15 protein-coding genes are annotated in these 14637 nt (G+C 42.5%); 2 read left to right on the plus strand and 13 right to left on the minus strand.

Annotated features, from left to right (window positions below; genetic code table 11):
- Positions 1-38 precede the first annotated feature (38 nt).
- From FAY33_RS08025 to FAY33_RS08040, 4 genes are all read right to left on the minus strand, one after another.
- Positions 39-1679: an ATP-binding cassette domain-containing protein gene (locus FAY33_RS08025; protein WP_143320513.1), complete on the minus strand. Its 1641-nt coding sequence runs from the start codon at positions 1677-1679 to the stop codon at positions 39-41.
- A 161-nt stretch (positions 1680-1840) separates the two neighbouring features.
- Positions 1841-2488, minus strand: a complete 648-nt coding sequence (locus FAY33_RS08030; protein WP_143320515.1) for a hypothetical protein — start codon at positions 2486-2488, stop codon at positions 1841-1843.
- A 393-nt stretch (positions 2489-2881) separates the two neighbouring features.
- A complete protein-coding gene (locus tag FAY33_RS08035; RefSeq protein WP_143320517.1) occupies positions 2882-3346 on the minus strand; it encodes a hypothetical protein in 465 nt (154 codons plus the stop codon).
- Between the two features lie 97 nt (positions 3347-3443).
- Positions 3444-3725 carry a hypothetical protein gene (locus FAY33_RS08040; protein ID WP_143320519.1) on the minus strand — a complete coding sequence of 94 codons (282 nt, stop codon included), beginning with the start codon at positions 3723-3725 and terminating at the stop codon, positions 3444-3446.
- Positions 3726-3981: 256 nt separating this feature from the next.
- Here FAY33_RS08040 and FAY33_RS08045 point away from each other — a divergent pair, with 256 nt between their 5' ends.
- On the plus strand, positions 3982-4236 hold the full coding sequence (locus tag FAY33_RS08045; protein ID WP_143320521.1) for a 3-oxoacyl-[acyl-carrier-protein] synthase III C-terminal domain-containing protein: 255 nt from the start codon (positions 3982-3984) through the stop codon (positions 4234-4236).
- Between the two features lie 113 nt (positions 4237-4349).
- Here the strand turns inward: FAY33_RS08045 and FAY33_RS08050 are convergent, their stop codons facing one another.
- The 7 genes from FAY33_RS08050 to FAY33_RS08080 all read right to left on the minus strand — a co-directional run bounded on the left by FAY33_RS08050 (position 4350) and on the right by FAY33_RS08080 (position 10878).
- The gene (locus tag FAY33_RS08050) at positions 4350-5111 is read right to left on the minus strand and encodes an amino acid ABC transporter ATP-binding protein (RefSeq protein WP_143320523.1); all 762 of its coding nucleotides are present in this window, start codon (positions 5109-5111) and stop codon (positions 4350-4352) included.
- 10 nt (positions 5112-5121) lie between these two features.
- Entirely contained in the window at positions 5122-5772 is a 651-nt protein-coding gene (locus FAY33_RS08055) for an amino acid ABC transporter permease (protein ID WP_143320525.1), read from the minus strand.
- 24 nt (positions 5773-5796) lie between these two features.
- Entirely contained in the window at positions 5797-6639 is an 843-nt protein-coding gene (locus FAY33_RS08060) for an amino acid ABC transporter substrate-binding protein (protein WP_143320527.1), read from the minus strand.
- 103 nt (positions 6640-6742) lie between these two features.
- Positions 6743-8311, minus strand: coding sequence for a hypothetical protein (locus FAY33_RS08065; RefSeq protein WP_143320529.1), 1569 nt, complete (start codon positions 8309-8311; stop codon positions 6743-6745).
- 50 nt (positions 8312-8361) lie between these two features.
- Complete coding sequence (locus FAY33_RS08070; protein ID WP_143320531.1) at positions 8362-9642, minus strand: dihydroorotase; 1281 nt, start codon at positions 9640-9642, stop codon at positions 8362-8364.
- 52 nt (positions 9643-9694) lie between these two features.
- On the minus strand, positions 9695-10441 hold the full coding sequence (locus tag FAY33_RS08075; RefSeq protein ID WP_143320533.1) for an MBL fold metallo-hydrolase: 747 nt from the start codon (positions 10439-10441) through the stop codon (positions 9695-9697).
- Between the two features lie 143 nt (positions 10442-10584).
- Positions 10585-10878: a hypothetical protein gene (locus FAY33_RS08080; RefSeq protein ID WP_143320535.1), complete on the minus strand. Its 294-nt coding sequence runs from the start codon at positions 10876-10878 to the stop codon at positions 10585-10587.
- Positions 10879-11483: 605 nt separating this feature from the next.
- Between FAY33_RS08080 and FAY33_RS08085 the strand changes: the two genes are divergently transcribed.
- Entirely contained in the window at positions 11484-12053 is a 570-nt protein-coding gene (locus FAY33_RS08085) for a nitroreductase family protein (RefSeq protein WP_143320537.1), read from the plus strand.
- Between the two features lie 94 nt (positions 12054-12147).
- On the opposite strand, the gene fliB is transcribed toward FAY33_RS08085, so the two are convergent.
- The gene (gene fliB / locus FAY33_RS08090; RefSeq protein WP_143320538.1) at positions 12148-13398 is read right to left on the minus strand and encodes a flagellin lysine-N-methylase; all 1251 of its coding nucleotides are present in this window, start codon (positions 13396-13398) and stop codon (positions 12148-12150) included.
- A 73-nt stretch (positions 13399-13471) separates the two neighbouring features.
- On the minus strand, positions 13472-14637 hold a 1166-nt coding region (locus tag FAY33_RS08095; RefSeq protein WP_143320540.1), incomplete at its 5' end, for a flagellin.

The following is a 14637-nucleotide window of genomic DNA, read 5'->3' on the forward strand; positions in this document are numbered from 1 at the left end:
GCCATCGGTTCCAGGGAATCATTTCATTTACCTGTCTTTTATTTATTCTCTTCTGTCTGTTCTTCCGTCAGAGTAAATACCTGTCTCTTACGAGCCATCTCATCGCTGGCAAGATACTCATCATAAGTAGTGATCTTATCAATCAACTGACCATTTACAATCTCCATAATACGGTTTGCTGTGGTTTCAACAATCTGGTGGTCACGGGAGGAGAAAATCAGCACTCCCTGGAACTTCACAAGACCATTGTTAAGAGCTGTAATGGATTCCATGTCCAAATGGTCGGTCGGTTCATCAAGCATCAGAGCATTGGCACCGGAGATCATGAGCTTTGATAACATACAGCGTACCTTTTCTCCACCAGACAATACTTTGACTTTCTTCACGCCATCTTCACCAGCAAAAAGCATACGGCCTAAGAAACCACGTACATAAGTAGCATCCTTTTCCGGTGAATACTGGGTCAGCCAGTCAACAATGGTATCATCGTTGTCAAACTCAGCCGTATTGTCTTTCGGGAAATAACAGTTGGTAGTCGTAAGTCCCCACTTATATTCTCCCTCATCCGGTTCCATCTCTCCTGCAAGAATCTTAAATAAAACCGTCTTTGCAAGCTCATTCGGTCCTACCAGAGCGACCTTATCTTCCCGGTTCAGGGTAAAGGAGATATTATCAAGAATCTTTACTCCGTCAATGGTCTTGGATAAACCGCTTACGGTCAGCACTTCATTGCCGATATCACGGGCAGGACGGAAATCAATATAAGGATACTTCCTGCTTGAAGGCTTAATATCATCCAGTTCGATCTTCTCCAAAGCACGTTTCCTTGAAGTAGCCTGCTTGGACTTGGAAGCATTGGCGGAGAAACGCTGGATAAAGTCCTGCAGTTCCTTCATCTTCTCTTCCTTCTTCCGGTTTGCTTCCTTCATCTGCTTTACCATAAGCTGACTGGACTCATACCAGAAATCATAGTTACCGGCATAAAGCTGGATCTTACTGTAATCAATATCTGCAATATGGGTGCAGACTTTATTTAAGAAATAACGGTCATGGGAAACCACGATCACCGTATTTTCAAAGTTAATAAGGAACTCTTCCAGCCATGCAATGGCGTCCAAGTCCAAATGGTTGGTCGGCTCGTCCAAAAGAAGAATATCCGGATTTCCAAACAGCGCCTGAGCAAGAAGTACTTTCACCTTCTCCGCACCGTTTAATTCTCCCATGGTTTTCGTGTGCAGGTCTGTCTCAATACCAAGGCCGTTCAAAAGGTTTGCCGCATCTGACTCCGCCTCCCAGCCGTTCATGGTGGCAAATTCGCCCTCCAGGTCTGCTGCCTTGATGCCGTCTTCGTCGGTAAAGTCTTCCTTCATATAGATGGCTTCTTTTTCCTTCATGATCTCGTAAAGTCTGGTATTGCCCATGATAACGGTATCAAGAACCTGACAGTCATCATATTTGAAATGGTCCTGCTTTAAAAAGGAAAGCCTCTGCCCCGGTGTAATGACGATGTCACCGCCTGTAGGCTCCAGTTCACCGGAAAGAATCTTTAGGAATGTGGATTTCCCGGCACCGTTGGCACCGATCATACCATAGCAGTTTCCCTCAGTAAACTTTATGTTTACGTCTTCAAACAAAGCTTTCTTCCCGATTCTTAATGTTATATTATGTGCACTAATCATCTTAAATTTCCTTTCTGTGATCTGCTTATATTAAAACTATAAAAAAAGGGTCTTGGGACCCCTCCTCTTGTCATCTCTCTTATTTTACATGAAAATCCCGAATTTGCAAGCCTTTTATCAAAAAAGCCCTGCTAATCCGGGATTTACGGGTGTTCTTCCTCTTACTTTTCCGCTTCTACTTTCAAAGGAAAGTTGGAACTGCTGCCTGCGTCATAATTGACGGTCACATATGTGATCTTTATTCTGGCGCCGCTTCCATTGCTGTCATCGGCTGCTTTTCCCAACACATCAGAATCAAGTCCTTCTGCATTGTCTTTTACAAAATTCATCTCTGTACCAGATTCCGTCTTAATGGTAAAAGTGCTCATGGCCTGGTCTGTAACCGTTCCAGAAGCTTCCTCCACTTTCATGTTATCCTGTCCGTCTAAGACAAGCTGTACTTTGGCATTCTTGGCATCATTGCCGGAAATCTCTCCCTTATAAATGATGGAAACCTCCACGTCCTTATCCAGCTCATAAGAAGTTTCAACCACTGCATCGCCTAAATCAAGAGATATCTTCTGATCTCCCTTTGATACTGTGATCTCCTGCATGTCATCAGACACTTCCACAACTTTTCCTGCCAATATTTTAAATTCTCCGGCATTCCCCGGAGCTTCAGTGCTCACTTCTGCCTTTGTCTCTGAACTTTCCGTACTCTGAGACTCCTTTGATGTATCGTTGGCTGCCTTTTGACCTGATGGTTTTCCACATGCCGTAAATACAAGAGCCGAACTGATAACCAGTGCTGCAATCAATAATTTTTTCATATACTTCCCTTCTTTCTTTTCCTTTTTTCCATTATCCTGTGATCTAGAACCCAGTATAACATCCGTTTGTGAAAAATCTTTTTCTTTTTTCTTAAGTAATTTTAATATTTGCCTAAAAATGGGAGGAGCCGGCAAGATGGGGGAATCCTGCCGGCTGAGTATGAAAAAAGTTTATATTAAAAGGTTGTTGACCTCTTTGTAATTACTAATATACCTGGAAATTGTGACGGGAGTTTGATGGAACTGTGAAGAGTCTGTGAAAGAAAATAGTCACTTTAAAACTTCCATCTCTTAAATACCCATAACCAGAAGAAAAAACACATCCGAGAAATTTTCTTTTCATAACAATACTGCCACCGCCAAACTCTTACCTCGTTTATCTTCCTTTTTTTATTAATCCTCAGCCGTCTGGACCTGTTCTATTTTCTTTGAACCGAAATAAGCTGCAAGCATTAAGCAGGCAAAGTCCGCCAAAAGACAGGTAATGTATATGGTTCCAATGGGTGTAGAGGTTTTTGCACTTGGAAGATCATAATAGAGCTGGTCTTTGTACATCAAAGCATTAAATGTATGCCCCTTTAATCTGACAAAGTTATCATAGCCAACTGCACCATTTACTTTATACTCTTTTCCATCATAGGATGCAATAACCGTAATAAAATCCTTTTTCGAACCCAATGAATTCTTTTTACCTACACTGATTTTGCTCACATCTAAAATCTCTACCTCAACTTTTTTGCAATCTTCCAGCTTAACTCCATCTCTGACTTCAATATTCAGGAATACACAAGCTACCGTTAACACTACAAATAACATCAAAAACAAATTTCTTAATCTTTTTCTCTTTACAAGACTCATTTTTTTATCCCCTTATTCGTATTAGAACCTTTCTAAGTATAACAAAAAAATAAGCTTTGTAAAGTTTTCCAAATAATCATAACAGTTTTTTATCAACCTATAAACGATCAACATATTGTTTCGCTTCCACCAGCCCCATCTGTGTCTGCCGGCGTATTTCCTTTATGGCGTGGACAACTTTTCCCTCTCGTTTCAATCGAGCCACACGCTCTCTTAATTCATCAGAAACCAGATAGGAAGGAACCTCCTCATAGTCAGCCCCTTGTTCCAACTGTTTTAACCGTAATTCCAGTTTTTCTATTTTTTTCTTCAGCGTAAAAATGTTATTATATGCAAATAACCCAACAACGCACAAAAATAAAATTAAATAACGTTCCATTCAGTTTTTTCTCCTCTCGTATCACTCATCTCACTTAAAAGAATATCATCAAGCTTATGAATCCACAACCTTAATTTTTAACACCAATATTATGATCAAGTAGAACTAAAATATGGTAAAAATGCAGGAATAATGGTATACTTCCTTCCATTAACATGAAAATTCCAATAGGAAAGGGGAGAACGGTCCGGAAGTCTTAAGACTGACCGCAAAGAAAATCCCTGAGTTCGTTAAAACACTGGAACTGGAAAGTGGAATGACTTTAAAGGATATGGTTCTGATCATCCCTCATCAGGCAAGCCGGGCTTTGCCTGTGATTATGAAGAAACTGGGAATAGAAAAAACAAAGTATATGAATTATGTAGAGGAATACGGCAATATGATTGTAGCTTCTGTTCCATACATGCTTTGTCTGGCATTCGAACATGGCGATATTCAAAAAGGACATAGGATTCTTCTGTTTGGCACCGCCGCAGGATTAACAATTAGTGGATTAATCCTCCAAATATAACTATTTTTCAAAAACTCTCTGCATATCTCTACATGGAAAAAGCTATCTCGGAATCTTATCTCCAAGACAGCTTTTATTAATAACAGACTTTCCTGATCCAGCAATTCTGCCGCCTAATTCTCCCCATACCTTCCAAGGAAATTCTGAGTACGGACATTGGAAGATGCAAACACTTCTTCCGGTGTTCCTTCCTCCACAATTACTCCGTCAGCCATGAAGATCACCCGGTCTGAAATATCCCTTGCAAATGCCATCTCATGGGTCACGATTACCATGGTAATCTGTAAATCAGCCAGAGATTTAATCACCTTTAGCACCTCACCTGTAAGCTCCGGGTCCAGAGCGGATGTCGGCTCATCAAAATAAAGAATCTTCGGGTTTAAAGCAAGTGCCCTTGCAATCGCCACACGCTGGCACTGACCTCCCGAAAGCTGGCATGGATAAGCCTTTGCCTTCTCCAAAAGCCCCATCTTCTCAAGCAGTTTCAAGGCATCATTTTTCACTTGTACTTTATTGCGCTTCTGAACATGAACAGGTGCGTCCATGACATTGCTCAACACATTCATGTGAGGAAATAAGTGAAAGTTCTGGAATACCAGACCGTAATTCTTTTGAATCTGACGCAGTTTTTCTTTATCGGCATAGACAGACGTTCCACCCTCACCCTTTTTGGCCGCTTTCTTTCCCAAATAGATCAGTTCTCCTTCATCCATCTGTTCTAACATGGTAGCGCACCGCAGCAGAGTGGATTTGCCGGAACCGGACGGACCGATGATGGAGACAATCTCTCCTTCTTTTACGGACAGGGAGATATCCTTTAACACCTCCAGGCCATCAAATGATTTTTTCACATGATTCATTTCCAGTAAATACATCTCGGTCCTCCTACTCATAGTAATTCATACGCTTTTCCATGTGTTCCATCCCAACTGCCACAATTAAGTTAAAGACATAGTAGAAAAGTCCTGCTGCCACAAACGGCATCAGGCTTGTCTGGGAAGAAGCCAGGGATTTGGCTGATGTAAACATCTCCGAAACACTGATGGTAAACGCCAGGGAAGTGTCTTTAACCAGGGTAATTACCTCATTGGTCACAGAAGGCAGAATCCGTTTTACCACCTGCGGAAAGATGATTCGGACAAAGGTCTGGGGCTTTGTATATCCCAAAAGTTTTGCCGCTTCATACTGACCTGCAGGCATGGACTGTATTCCGCTTCGGTAAATCTCAGCAAAATAAGCTGCATAATTGATTATAAATCCGATAAATGCAGCGATCAGCCGGTAATCATTGCTCACTCTGATCCCAAGAAGATAATAAGGACCAAAATATACCACCATCAACTGAAGCATCAAAGGAGTTCCTCTCATGACGGATATATAAAATTTTACAATCGCCTGAATCACCCGGTTTTTGGACATCCGTCCAAAAGAAACCAAAAGTCCCAGCGGCAGTGAAAACAAAAGGGTCACCACAAAGATCTGGATACTGACCCACATCCCCTCTGCCAGTTGTGAAAGTATCATTATAAACGTCATGATTGTTCCTCCGATTAAGTCTTCTTATTTTGCAACAGTGGTTACATCTTTCCCAAACCACTGCTCTGAAACCTTCTTTAATGTACCATCGGCTGCCATAGCCTCTAACTGTTCCTGAACCTGATCTCTTAAGGTCTCATTTCCCTTTTTAAAGCCAATGCCATACTCTTCTGCAGACAGAGATTCCTCTAAGATCACAAAATCAGACTTTCTCTGTTCCATCTGGTAAGCTGCTACAATTACGTCCATGGCAACTGCATCCACAGCCCCCATCTCCAAATCCATAAATGCGGTATTATAATCCGGAGTCGTCAGTAATGTCTTAAATGTATTTAACAGGGCTTCATCTTCCTTTATTGCCTTTTCCGCTGAGGAATCAGCCTGAACCTCAACAATCTTATCCTTTAAATCAGAAATAGTCTGAATGCCGGAATCCTTTCCTACCAGAAATACCTGTTTGTTCTCCATATAAGGCCTGGTCCATGTATAACCGTCTTCTCTCCCGGTCATGGTAAATCCATTCCAGATACAATCAATATTACCAGACTCCAGTTCCATGTCTTTGGAATCCCAGGCAATTGGCTGTGCCACAAACTTCTTTCCAAGACGGTCTGCCACTTCCCTGGCAAGATCAAGATCAAAGCCGGTATATTCCCCGTTATCTCCCACAAATCCCATAGGCGGGAAATCCTGGTCAAACCCAACCGTAAACGTCTCTTCAGAGCCTGCTGCCTTAGAAGCCTCTGAATTGACCTCCTGTGTTGCCTCGGCGTTCCCAGACTGGGTTGTCCCCTGTTTTCCGGAACAGCCAGTCATTAATACCAGCACACCGAGTGCTGCCGCTGCCTTTAATAATCCCTTTTTCATCTTTGTATCCTCCTCTTAATTTCATGTGCTACCATGTTAGCATAGTAAAGCATTTCTGTAAAGAAGAAAATCCTCACAGAGAGTGTTCTCCTTGAGACATTCCCTAGTGAAAGATAAATACAAAAACCAAAAGGAGAAGAACCATCATGCTTCCAATCAGCATGGGGGAAACCGCCCGTGTTTCCGATTTTTTTACAGACTGTACAGGCTCCGCAAACATTCCCCAGGGACTTAATTCCAACACACCAAAAGGAAGACCTTGCGGTCCTGTCTGATCAAATAAGGCAACATACGCTCTGCTGTCCTCTTCCACCTGATATTTTCCACTCTTCCAGTCCTCCAGGGCAGTTTTCTTTCCTTTGGAAAAGAAAAAAGCGGTGGGATCACTTTCCCTCATACATTCCTTTTTTTTTAAAAACTGCCGGTAAGCATACTTCACCCCTTGATCCGCCATTTCTTCAAAACTCCCGCTGGTCTGATAGAGATTCATCAGATAATAGAAGGTTTTATAAGCGTCTTTCGGCGAAAAGGGAACACGGTCCAAAGACCTTTGAAATTGCCGCTGTATGTAAAAATCAATCAGCCGGTCAATGGCATCCCGCAGTTCTCTGGCCAGAATACTGTCTATTCCGGAATGACTGCAAAAGATCTGGGATTTTACAGCCATAATTGCAGCAAGAAATCCATACAATTCTTCACTGTCTCCAGACAGCCCATGCATTGTAAAAAGATTCCCGGATTGATTCATATACGCCGCAAATCTCTCTGCCAGAACAAGGTCTTCCGGAGAATGTATTACCTTTTCCGATGTAGGAGAGACAAAAGCCTGAGCACCGGACTTTCTGCGGGCCTGTACCCCCAGAGTACTACCCCCATTCACAACCGATATGGAGGCCTCTTTTAACATCCGTGTAGAATATCCAGGATCACTCTTAATCCGCCCTTCTCCTGCCGGCTGATAGATAATTCCCTGATCTCCCTGATTCTTTAGCTGGTTCACCGGTGTCCGGATTCCCCCCTGTCCATCTGCCGTGATATTTGTCTTAGATAATGAGATTCCAAAAAATCGTTCCACTTCCCTGTCGCTTAACGCAACGCCAGTAATATGGTAATAAAGAGCGGCTCTTAAACCATTCCTTCCGCTTTGGGAACCATACTCCCGGAATAAGGCTTCCAATTCCCCTAACCTGGAATTCAAAAGCTTTAAAAGAGCCTCAGAAAGCACCTGTTCCAGCGCAGACGGCTGTTCTCCCGACGGGTTTCCCCCAATCGCCAGCAACAGCCGTCTGTAAATGTCTGCAAGGTCACGAATTTCATCTGGTATGGATCGTTCTGGTATTGGCGTCCAATCCTTCATCTCTTTCCATCTCTGTTCTTCCGCCTCCTGGCGAAGCCGCTGACTCTCCTTCGGTGATTCCGACAGTTCCTCTTTACGCTGCACCCCTTCCGGTGAAAGAGAAGCCTTGTCTCTGGACGCTTCCGTTCCTTCAGAAGAAGAGTTCTTCCTCTTTTGTGCAGATTCTGTCACGTAATCTCCAACTTCATTTAAAAACCGTTCCTCTGCCTCCGCCTTTATCTTTCTGGCATCCAGCTCCACCGCCTGTTGTAATTCAGTTATGGGCGGCTCTCCTGACTGTTTTGGAAGAGACTGATCCTGTATCTTGATTTCCATACCTGTGATCCTCTTTGGATTCTACAAAAACTTTATGTTAGATTAACCCTTCAATCCTTTTCATCCTGGTATACGATGGTTCCATTACAGATGGTATATTTCACCTTTCCATATAACTGTTCCCCGGTAAAAGGAGAATTGGAAGACTTGGAAACGTATTCTCCCACCGTCCACTCCTCTTCCGGATCAAAAATCACCAGATCAGCCGCTCCCTCTGGCTGAATTCCATGGAAAGGAAGACGGTAAAGCTTTGCAGGATTAAGACTCATCTTCTCCATCAGCTCCATCATGGACAGATGACCTTCACGAACCAGATTCGTCACGCCAAGAGCAAGAGCTGTCTCAAGCCCAATAATCCCGCTGGGTGCCTTTGTTAAATCCTTTGCCTTTTCCTCCGCACTATGAGGTGCATGATCTGTGGCAATGATATCAATGCTGCCGTCTTTCAGCCCCTCGAGAATCGCCTGACGGTCCTGTTCCGTCCGAAGAGGCGGATTCATCTTTGCCAGAGTCCCATGCTTTAACAGGGCTTCTTCCGTCAATGAAAAGTGATGGGGAGTTACTTCTGCATACACATCAACGCCCAATTCTTTTGCAAACTTTACCATCTTCACAGAAGCAGCCGAACTGATATGCTGTATGTCTATGGTCGCTTTGGTATGAAGTGCAATCATCAAATCCCTGGCAACCAGACTGTCTTCTGCAACAGCCGGAGAACCATACAGTCCAAGCTGCTCAGAAACAGTCCCCCGGTTAATTCCGTTGTTTACAATGAACGCCGGGTCTTCCTCATGGAAACTCAGAGGAAGATCAAGCTTTGCCGCCCTCTCCATAGCTTCTTTTACAATATTTACATCAAGGAGAGGAATTCCGTCATCAGTAAATCCAGCGGCACCGTGTGCCTTTAATCCTTCCATATCCGTCAGTTCCCTGCCCTGAAGTCCCTTGGAGACAGCCGCCGTGGAAAGTACATGAATCCCGGTCTTTTTCCCTTCCCGAATCACATATTCCAGGGTTTCTTCATTGTCCACAGCAGGCTTGGTATTCGCCATGCACACAACCGTGGTAAAGCCGCCCTTTGCTGCAGATCTTGCTCCGGTCTGAATATCTTCTTTATAAGTGAATCCAGGATCACGGAAATGAACATGGACATCAATCAACCCCGGTGCAACCACATAGCCAGAAGCATCAATGACTACATCCTCTTTTGACACGTTAAATTCCAGATGTTCTTCCATCGCCACGATCTTACCGTCAGCCAGACACAGGTCCACATTCTTCTCCGTCTTATCAAACGGATCTATGACGTGCGCATTTCTAATCCATATCATCTTCTATTCTCCCTTTCTCCCGACCGTTTCAAATAATCATTCAACTGCATTCTCAATCTACGAGATAACAATCACCGTCTTTTTGAATATCCTCAATCCGCTCCCGGTAAGGAGCTGATATCTCCATCTCTTTTAATTTGGCAATAACTGAGAAATCACCCCATAAATGCATGGGAAAAACATGACTGACACAGACTTTTCTCATAAATTCATCAAGTCCAAGGCAAAATGCCTCCTCCTGCCTTGGGTCAAGAGGTAAAAAAGCCACATCAATCTCCATGCCCTTCATCTTATCAATCTCTGCAGAGTAATCCCTTGCCATATTGGCATTCCAGTCCGCAGGCTCTCCCTCCCAATACCAGTTATTTAAATCCCCGGCATGATAAAGAGTCTTTCCCTCTGCCTTAATAAGAAACGCCACCCCTTCGTCTGTGGAACGATAGGTAACCACCTGAATATCTGCCTCTTTGTCTTTCAGCGGGTTCTCCAAAACACCCCCATTCTCAAACCAGAATTTCTGCTCCTGCCCTGGCTTCATAGATGTTATGTCACCCAGGATTTCTGCGGGAAGTCCGCTTCTCCATATGTCATCTGAAAATATATATCTGATTCCTTTATACTCCCTGATCAGGTCCAACACCTTTTCCGAATAATGGTCTCCATGCCTGTGGCTTGCAAATACCAGAAGCGGCTTGTCCCGCCTGATCTCTGGCAGTACTCCTTCGGTATAGTCAAAAAGCAGGGTCATGGTTTCAAGCTCGATTAAAAATGAACTGTGATGAATATATGTGATCTTCATGAGAATGGACCTCCTTTATTTTGCTGATTAGAAAAATTATATCACAAAAGCAGTCCTTCTGCATAGCATATGTACACAAAAAAAGCGGGGACAATTGTCCCCGCCCAGAAATAAAAATTCCTGTATAATCCGATCTATACGGATTAGTTAGCTGCCTTTGTTGTTTCAGCATCTTTAGCTGTCTCAGACTCAGAATCAGCTGCTTCAGAGGAAGCATCTTCTTTGCTTTCAGCTTCTTCAGAAGTTTCTTCTAATGTTGTTTCATCTTCTGTTGTTGTCTCATCTTCAGTTGTAACTACTTCTGTTGTAGCTTCAGTAGTAACTTCTGTTTCTACAGCTGCAGTAGTTTCTTCTGTCTTGCTTCCACATGCAGAGATGATTGCCATTGATAATACAGCTACGCCTGTAAGTACGAGTTTCTTTGTTGTTAATTTCATAATAATTCTCCTCCTTGCGACTACATAGGTTATTTTTTTTAGGTATGTTTGTCGCGACCTCATGTTGTCCTATGACCCTGAAGTCGAATCCCAGTTTAGCACCTAAAGATTACAAAGTCAATGACCTTTTTATGATTTTTTTCTTAATTTAAATAGGGCAATTTCTTAAAAACTTTTACAATTAACTTCAAAAAATCCCGCAATGTTTTTGTGCACTATTTCGTTTCTCTTGATAATATTTTTAGGATTGTATTTTTTATTATGACAAATGTGTATATAAATTTTACTTATATACGTTAATTTTTATTAATTATTAACAGTTGCTAATTCTGTCTTAATAAGTACGATTATGTCAGAAAAACGCCCTTCCTGCCGCTTGTTTCCGTTTTCTGCTTTAAAACACGTTCTGGCTGCTTCCATCTATTCCAATATTTCCAAATTAAATCTTCTCAATATACTTAAAAATCATATCATTTTTCCAGGGCGTAACTGAAAACTGCTTGTTTCAAGAAGTATGTGCTGACCGCCCATTGCACACAAAACAGGAACCTGTTATACTTCCATATAACAGAATAGATAGAGTCCAGAATAAGGAGGAATTTTTTATGCTGAAAGAACTGGTTGCAAAAAGCCGTACATATCGCAGATTCTATGAAGATGAAATCATACCAACAGAGGTCTTGAAGGAACTGGCAGGTCTTGCCCGTTTCATCCCATCCACCTCCAATTCTCAGGCGCTTCGATTCCGGTTATGCAATACCCCCGGGGAAAATGAAGCTGTATTTGAATCACTAGGCTGGGCTGGCGCTCTCCCAGACTGGGAAGGACCGGAAAAAGGAGAACGTCCTTCTGCTTACATCATCATACTATGTGATCTTTCTATAGGAAAGAATAAGCTTTATGACGATGGAATTGCCGCTCAGACAATCATGCTTGGAGCCGCAGAGAAAGGTTACGGAGGCTGTATTCTTGGAAATGTTAAAAGAAGTCATCTGGCGCAGTCCCTGCACATTGACCCGGCGCATTACTCCATTGACCTTGTTCTTGCCCTTGGAAAACCAAAAGAAGAGGTAGTCATTGTTCCGGTAAAGGAGGATGGCGATGTACGGTATTATAGAGATGAGAATCAGGTGCACTATGTTCCTAAGAGAACCATTGAGGAACTGATTGTATAAAATCTCTAACGCCATATTAACATCAACTACAAAATGCCGCTAAACAGTTGATCTTCCTCTGTTTTGCGGCATTTTGATCCTTCCACCCTCAATTCTAACAACTCTTTAACAGAACGGCAAGATGTGCCAGGCTGTTGCCATGAGTATTAAAGTCTTCAATTACTTTATGAAAAAGGCTGCGGTTGTGACCCAGCTTACGGAAAAATACACTACAGCAGTGAATCATGTCCTCTTCTGTACTATCCTCCTCCAGATAAGTGCTGAGAGCAACCTTCACCATGCTGTACACCCATATAAAATACAGATAATTTTCCCACATACTCTTTTCTGTATCTTTAAATGGAATGTTGGCATAAAGCATATAGGAAACCAGAATATTTTCAAGGAAATATTCTTTCCCCTTGATCCATTCACGGAACTGGTCTCTGTATTTGTGATAAAGCTCTTTTTCTATATGAAACGCGGAATCACCCTCCCCTGCCTCAGGGCTTTCCATTGTCTTCATATTCAGGCGCTCACAAATACGATTCATTACTTTACCGTAATATTGATCTCCCTCATTTAAATACATCAGCCCGGTTACAACGCTATAATAAACGGAAAATGTATTGTCTGCAGAAATATTCTGCATCTGACGAAGAATATCACCCTGTTCCAATTCTGCTATAAACTGTTCCATATAAACAGGAATATCACTTCCTTTTCCAGCCTCAATCAGTTCATCCATATGGCGGATCGCCATGCCCAGAAGAAGCAGACGGTCTTCCAGCGAAATTTCTTCCAGTTGAAGTAATATGAGACAGAGAGTCTGAATGTCATAATAACTGTTTAAAGCAGGAGTTTTTCTCCTTTCATTTCTCCCAGTGTAACTTCCATACCTGGATTGAGGGGAAAAACTTTTTGTTCCATTTATTAATAGAATTCCTTCTTTTTCTTCCAAAAGAAGCTCCAGCACCTTTTCACACCCCAAAGACATGGAGCACTCTACCTGATCAAGATAGCGGTGTGTCTGTCTCGGAAATACCTGGCAGGTTTGAGAAAGAATGGCATATCCATAGTCTTTCTGAGCCTGGCAGAGCCCTTTCTCTGTCAGCATCGGACACTTGTTATCCTCATCCAGAATAAACTTTGCGTAATTTGTATCTGTTTTTTTATCCGGGGAGAATATCTCAATGGTCTGATGCCACGCATTCCGCCCTACAACCTTTTTCTTACGCCACGTCCGGTACTCTTCTCTTGACATGGATATCTCCCAGCATTGGCAGCAATTATATTCACAGTCCCCCCCTTTGCATTGAAAGCGGTCATACCAGGAAGGTTTTAATACATCTAGTCTTTCCATCATTTTCTCCATTATGTTATCTTTGTATAATCTAAAAAACGGATGGACCTAAGCCCATCCGTAAAAGGTAAATAAATTACTTTAATAACTGAAGAACACCCTGAGGTACCTGGTTTGCCTGAGCAAGCATTGCCTGAGATGCCTGTACAAGAATATTGTTCTTTGTATAGGACATCATCTCTTTTGCCATATCAACGTCACGGATACGGCTCTCTGCTGCTGTCATGTTCTCAGAGGTTACACTTAAGTTGTTGATGGTATGCTCTAAACGGTTCTGCAGAGCACCAAGATCACCACGAGTATTGGATACGGTGTTGATTGCGTTCTTAATTACCTGAACTGCATCAGCAGCGTTAGCCTGTGTATCAACCTTAACATCAGTTAAGCCTAATCCTTCTGTACTCATAGCTGCAATGTTAACATCAAGCTTGTTGTGGTCTTCTGATGATTCACCGATCTGAAGAGTCAAAGGTGTTCCATCACCTTTTACAGTTGCGGCACTTGTTGCATTTGCCTCAACAATACTGCCAGCTTCTGTTTTCACTGATAACTTAATATCACCACCTAATGTTACTTTAAAATTACCTGCATCAGCAAATGCCTTAAGTGCACTTTCACCGGCAGCCTTTGTAGTGTCGTCTGCACTTTTTGCATCTTCAGCAGCCTTAGTCTTCGCCGCAGCAATTGCATCATCAATGTCTTTCTGGGTAATTGATGCTGCATCCGTTGAAGAAATATCTATTGTAAGTTTCTTGTCTGTAATGCTAGCTGTAACTTTTTTAGCGTAAGTTGCATCTGTTTCTGCTGCACTTGCCTTAAATGCCACTTGGAAGCCTTCTTCTGCTGCACCGGAAACTTTAAATGAAAATGCTTCAGTTTTTGCGTCTACACTCCCAACCTTTGTGTCAACAGACTTTGGTGAAGCGTCTAACCCTCCATCAAGCAGATTGATCCCATTAAAGTTAGTTCCAGTAGAGATACGGTCGATTTCTTTTGTTAAAGAATTCATCTCTTTCTGGATATTCTCTCTATCTACAGTATCCTGGTATGTACCATTGGCAGACTGCTGAGCAAGCTCTACCATACGGTTTAACATGGAATGAACTTCTGTTAATGCTCCTTCTGCTGTCTGTACTAATGAAATACCATCATTTGCATTCTTCTGAGCTGTCTCAAGTCCTGTGATCTGGGCTCTCATCTTCTCGGAAATAGCAAGTCCTGCTGCATCATCACCTGCACGGT

This window comes from Clostridium sp. HBUAS56010, assembly GCF_007115105.1.
GTDB lineage: Bacteria > Bacillota > Clostridia > Lachnospirales > Lachnospiraceae > Lacrimispora.

Bases quoted from the DNA above. Each gene is read 5' to 3' on its own strand.
- FAY33_RS08025 (WP_143320513.1), bottom strand. From the start codon at position 1,679: ATGATTAGTGCACATAATATAACATTAAGAATCGGGAAGAAAGCTTTG.
- FAY33_RS08030 (WP_143320515.1), bottom strand. From the start codon at position 2,488: ATGAAAAAATTATTGATTGCAGCACTGGTTATCAGTTCGGCTCTTGTA.
- FAY33_RS08035 (WP_143320517.1), bottom strand. From the start codon at position 3,346: ATGAGTCTTGTAAAGAGAAAAAGATTAAGAAATTTGTTTTTGATGTTA.
- FAY33_RS08040 (WP_143320519.1), bottom strand. From the start codon at position 3,725: ATGGAACGTTATTTAATTTTATTTTTGTGCGTTGTTGGGTTATTTGCA.
- FAY33_RS08045 (WP_143320521.1), top strand. From the start codon at position 3,982: ATGACTTTAAAGGATATGGTTCTGATCATCCCTCATCAGGCAAGCCGG.
- FAY33_RS08050 (WP_143320523.1), bottom strand. From the start codon at position 5,111: ATGTATTTACTGGAAATGAATCATGTGAAAAAATCATTTGATGGCCTG.
- FAY33_RS08055 (WP_143320525.1), bottom strand. From the start codon at position 5,772: ATGACGTTTATAATGATACTTTCACAACTGGCAGAGGGGATGTGGGTC.
- FAY33_RS08060 (WP_143320527.1), bottom strand. From the start codon at position 6,639: ATGAAAAAGGGATTATTAAAGGCAGCGGCAGCACTCGGTGTGCTGGTA.
- FAY33_RS08065 (WP_143320529.1), bottom strand. From the start codon at position 8,311: ATGGAAATCAAGATACAGGATCAGTCTCTTCCAAAACAGTCAGGAGAG.
- FAY33_RS08070 (WP_143320531.1), bottom strand. From the start codon at position 9,642: ATGATATGGATTAGAAATGCGCACGTCATAGATCCGTTTGATAAGACG.
- FAY33_RS08075 (WP_143320533.1), bottom strand. From the start codon at position 10,441: ATGAAGATCACATATATTCATCACAGTTCATTTTTAATCGAGCTTGAA.
- FAY33_RS08080 (WP_143320535.1), bottom strand. From the start codon at position 10,878: ATGAAATTAACAACAAAGAAACTCGTACTTACAGGCGTAGCTGTATTA.
- FAY33_RS08085 (WP_143320537.1), top strand. From the start codon at position 11,484: ATGCTGAAAGAACTGGTTGCAAAAAGCCGTACATATCGCAGATTCTAT.
- fliB (WP_143320538.1), bottom strand. From the start codon at position 13,398: ATGATGGAAAGACTAGATGTATTAAAACCTTCCTGGTATGACCGCTTT.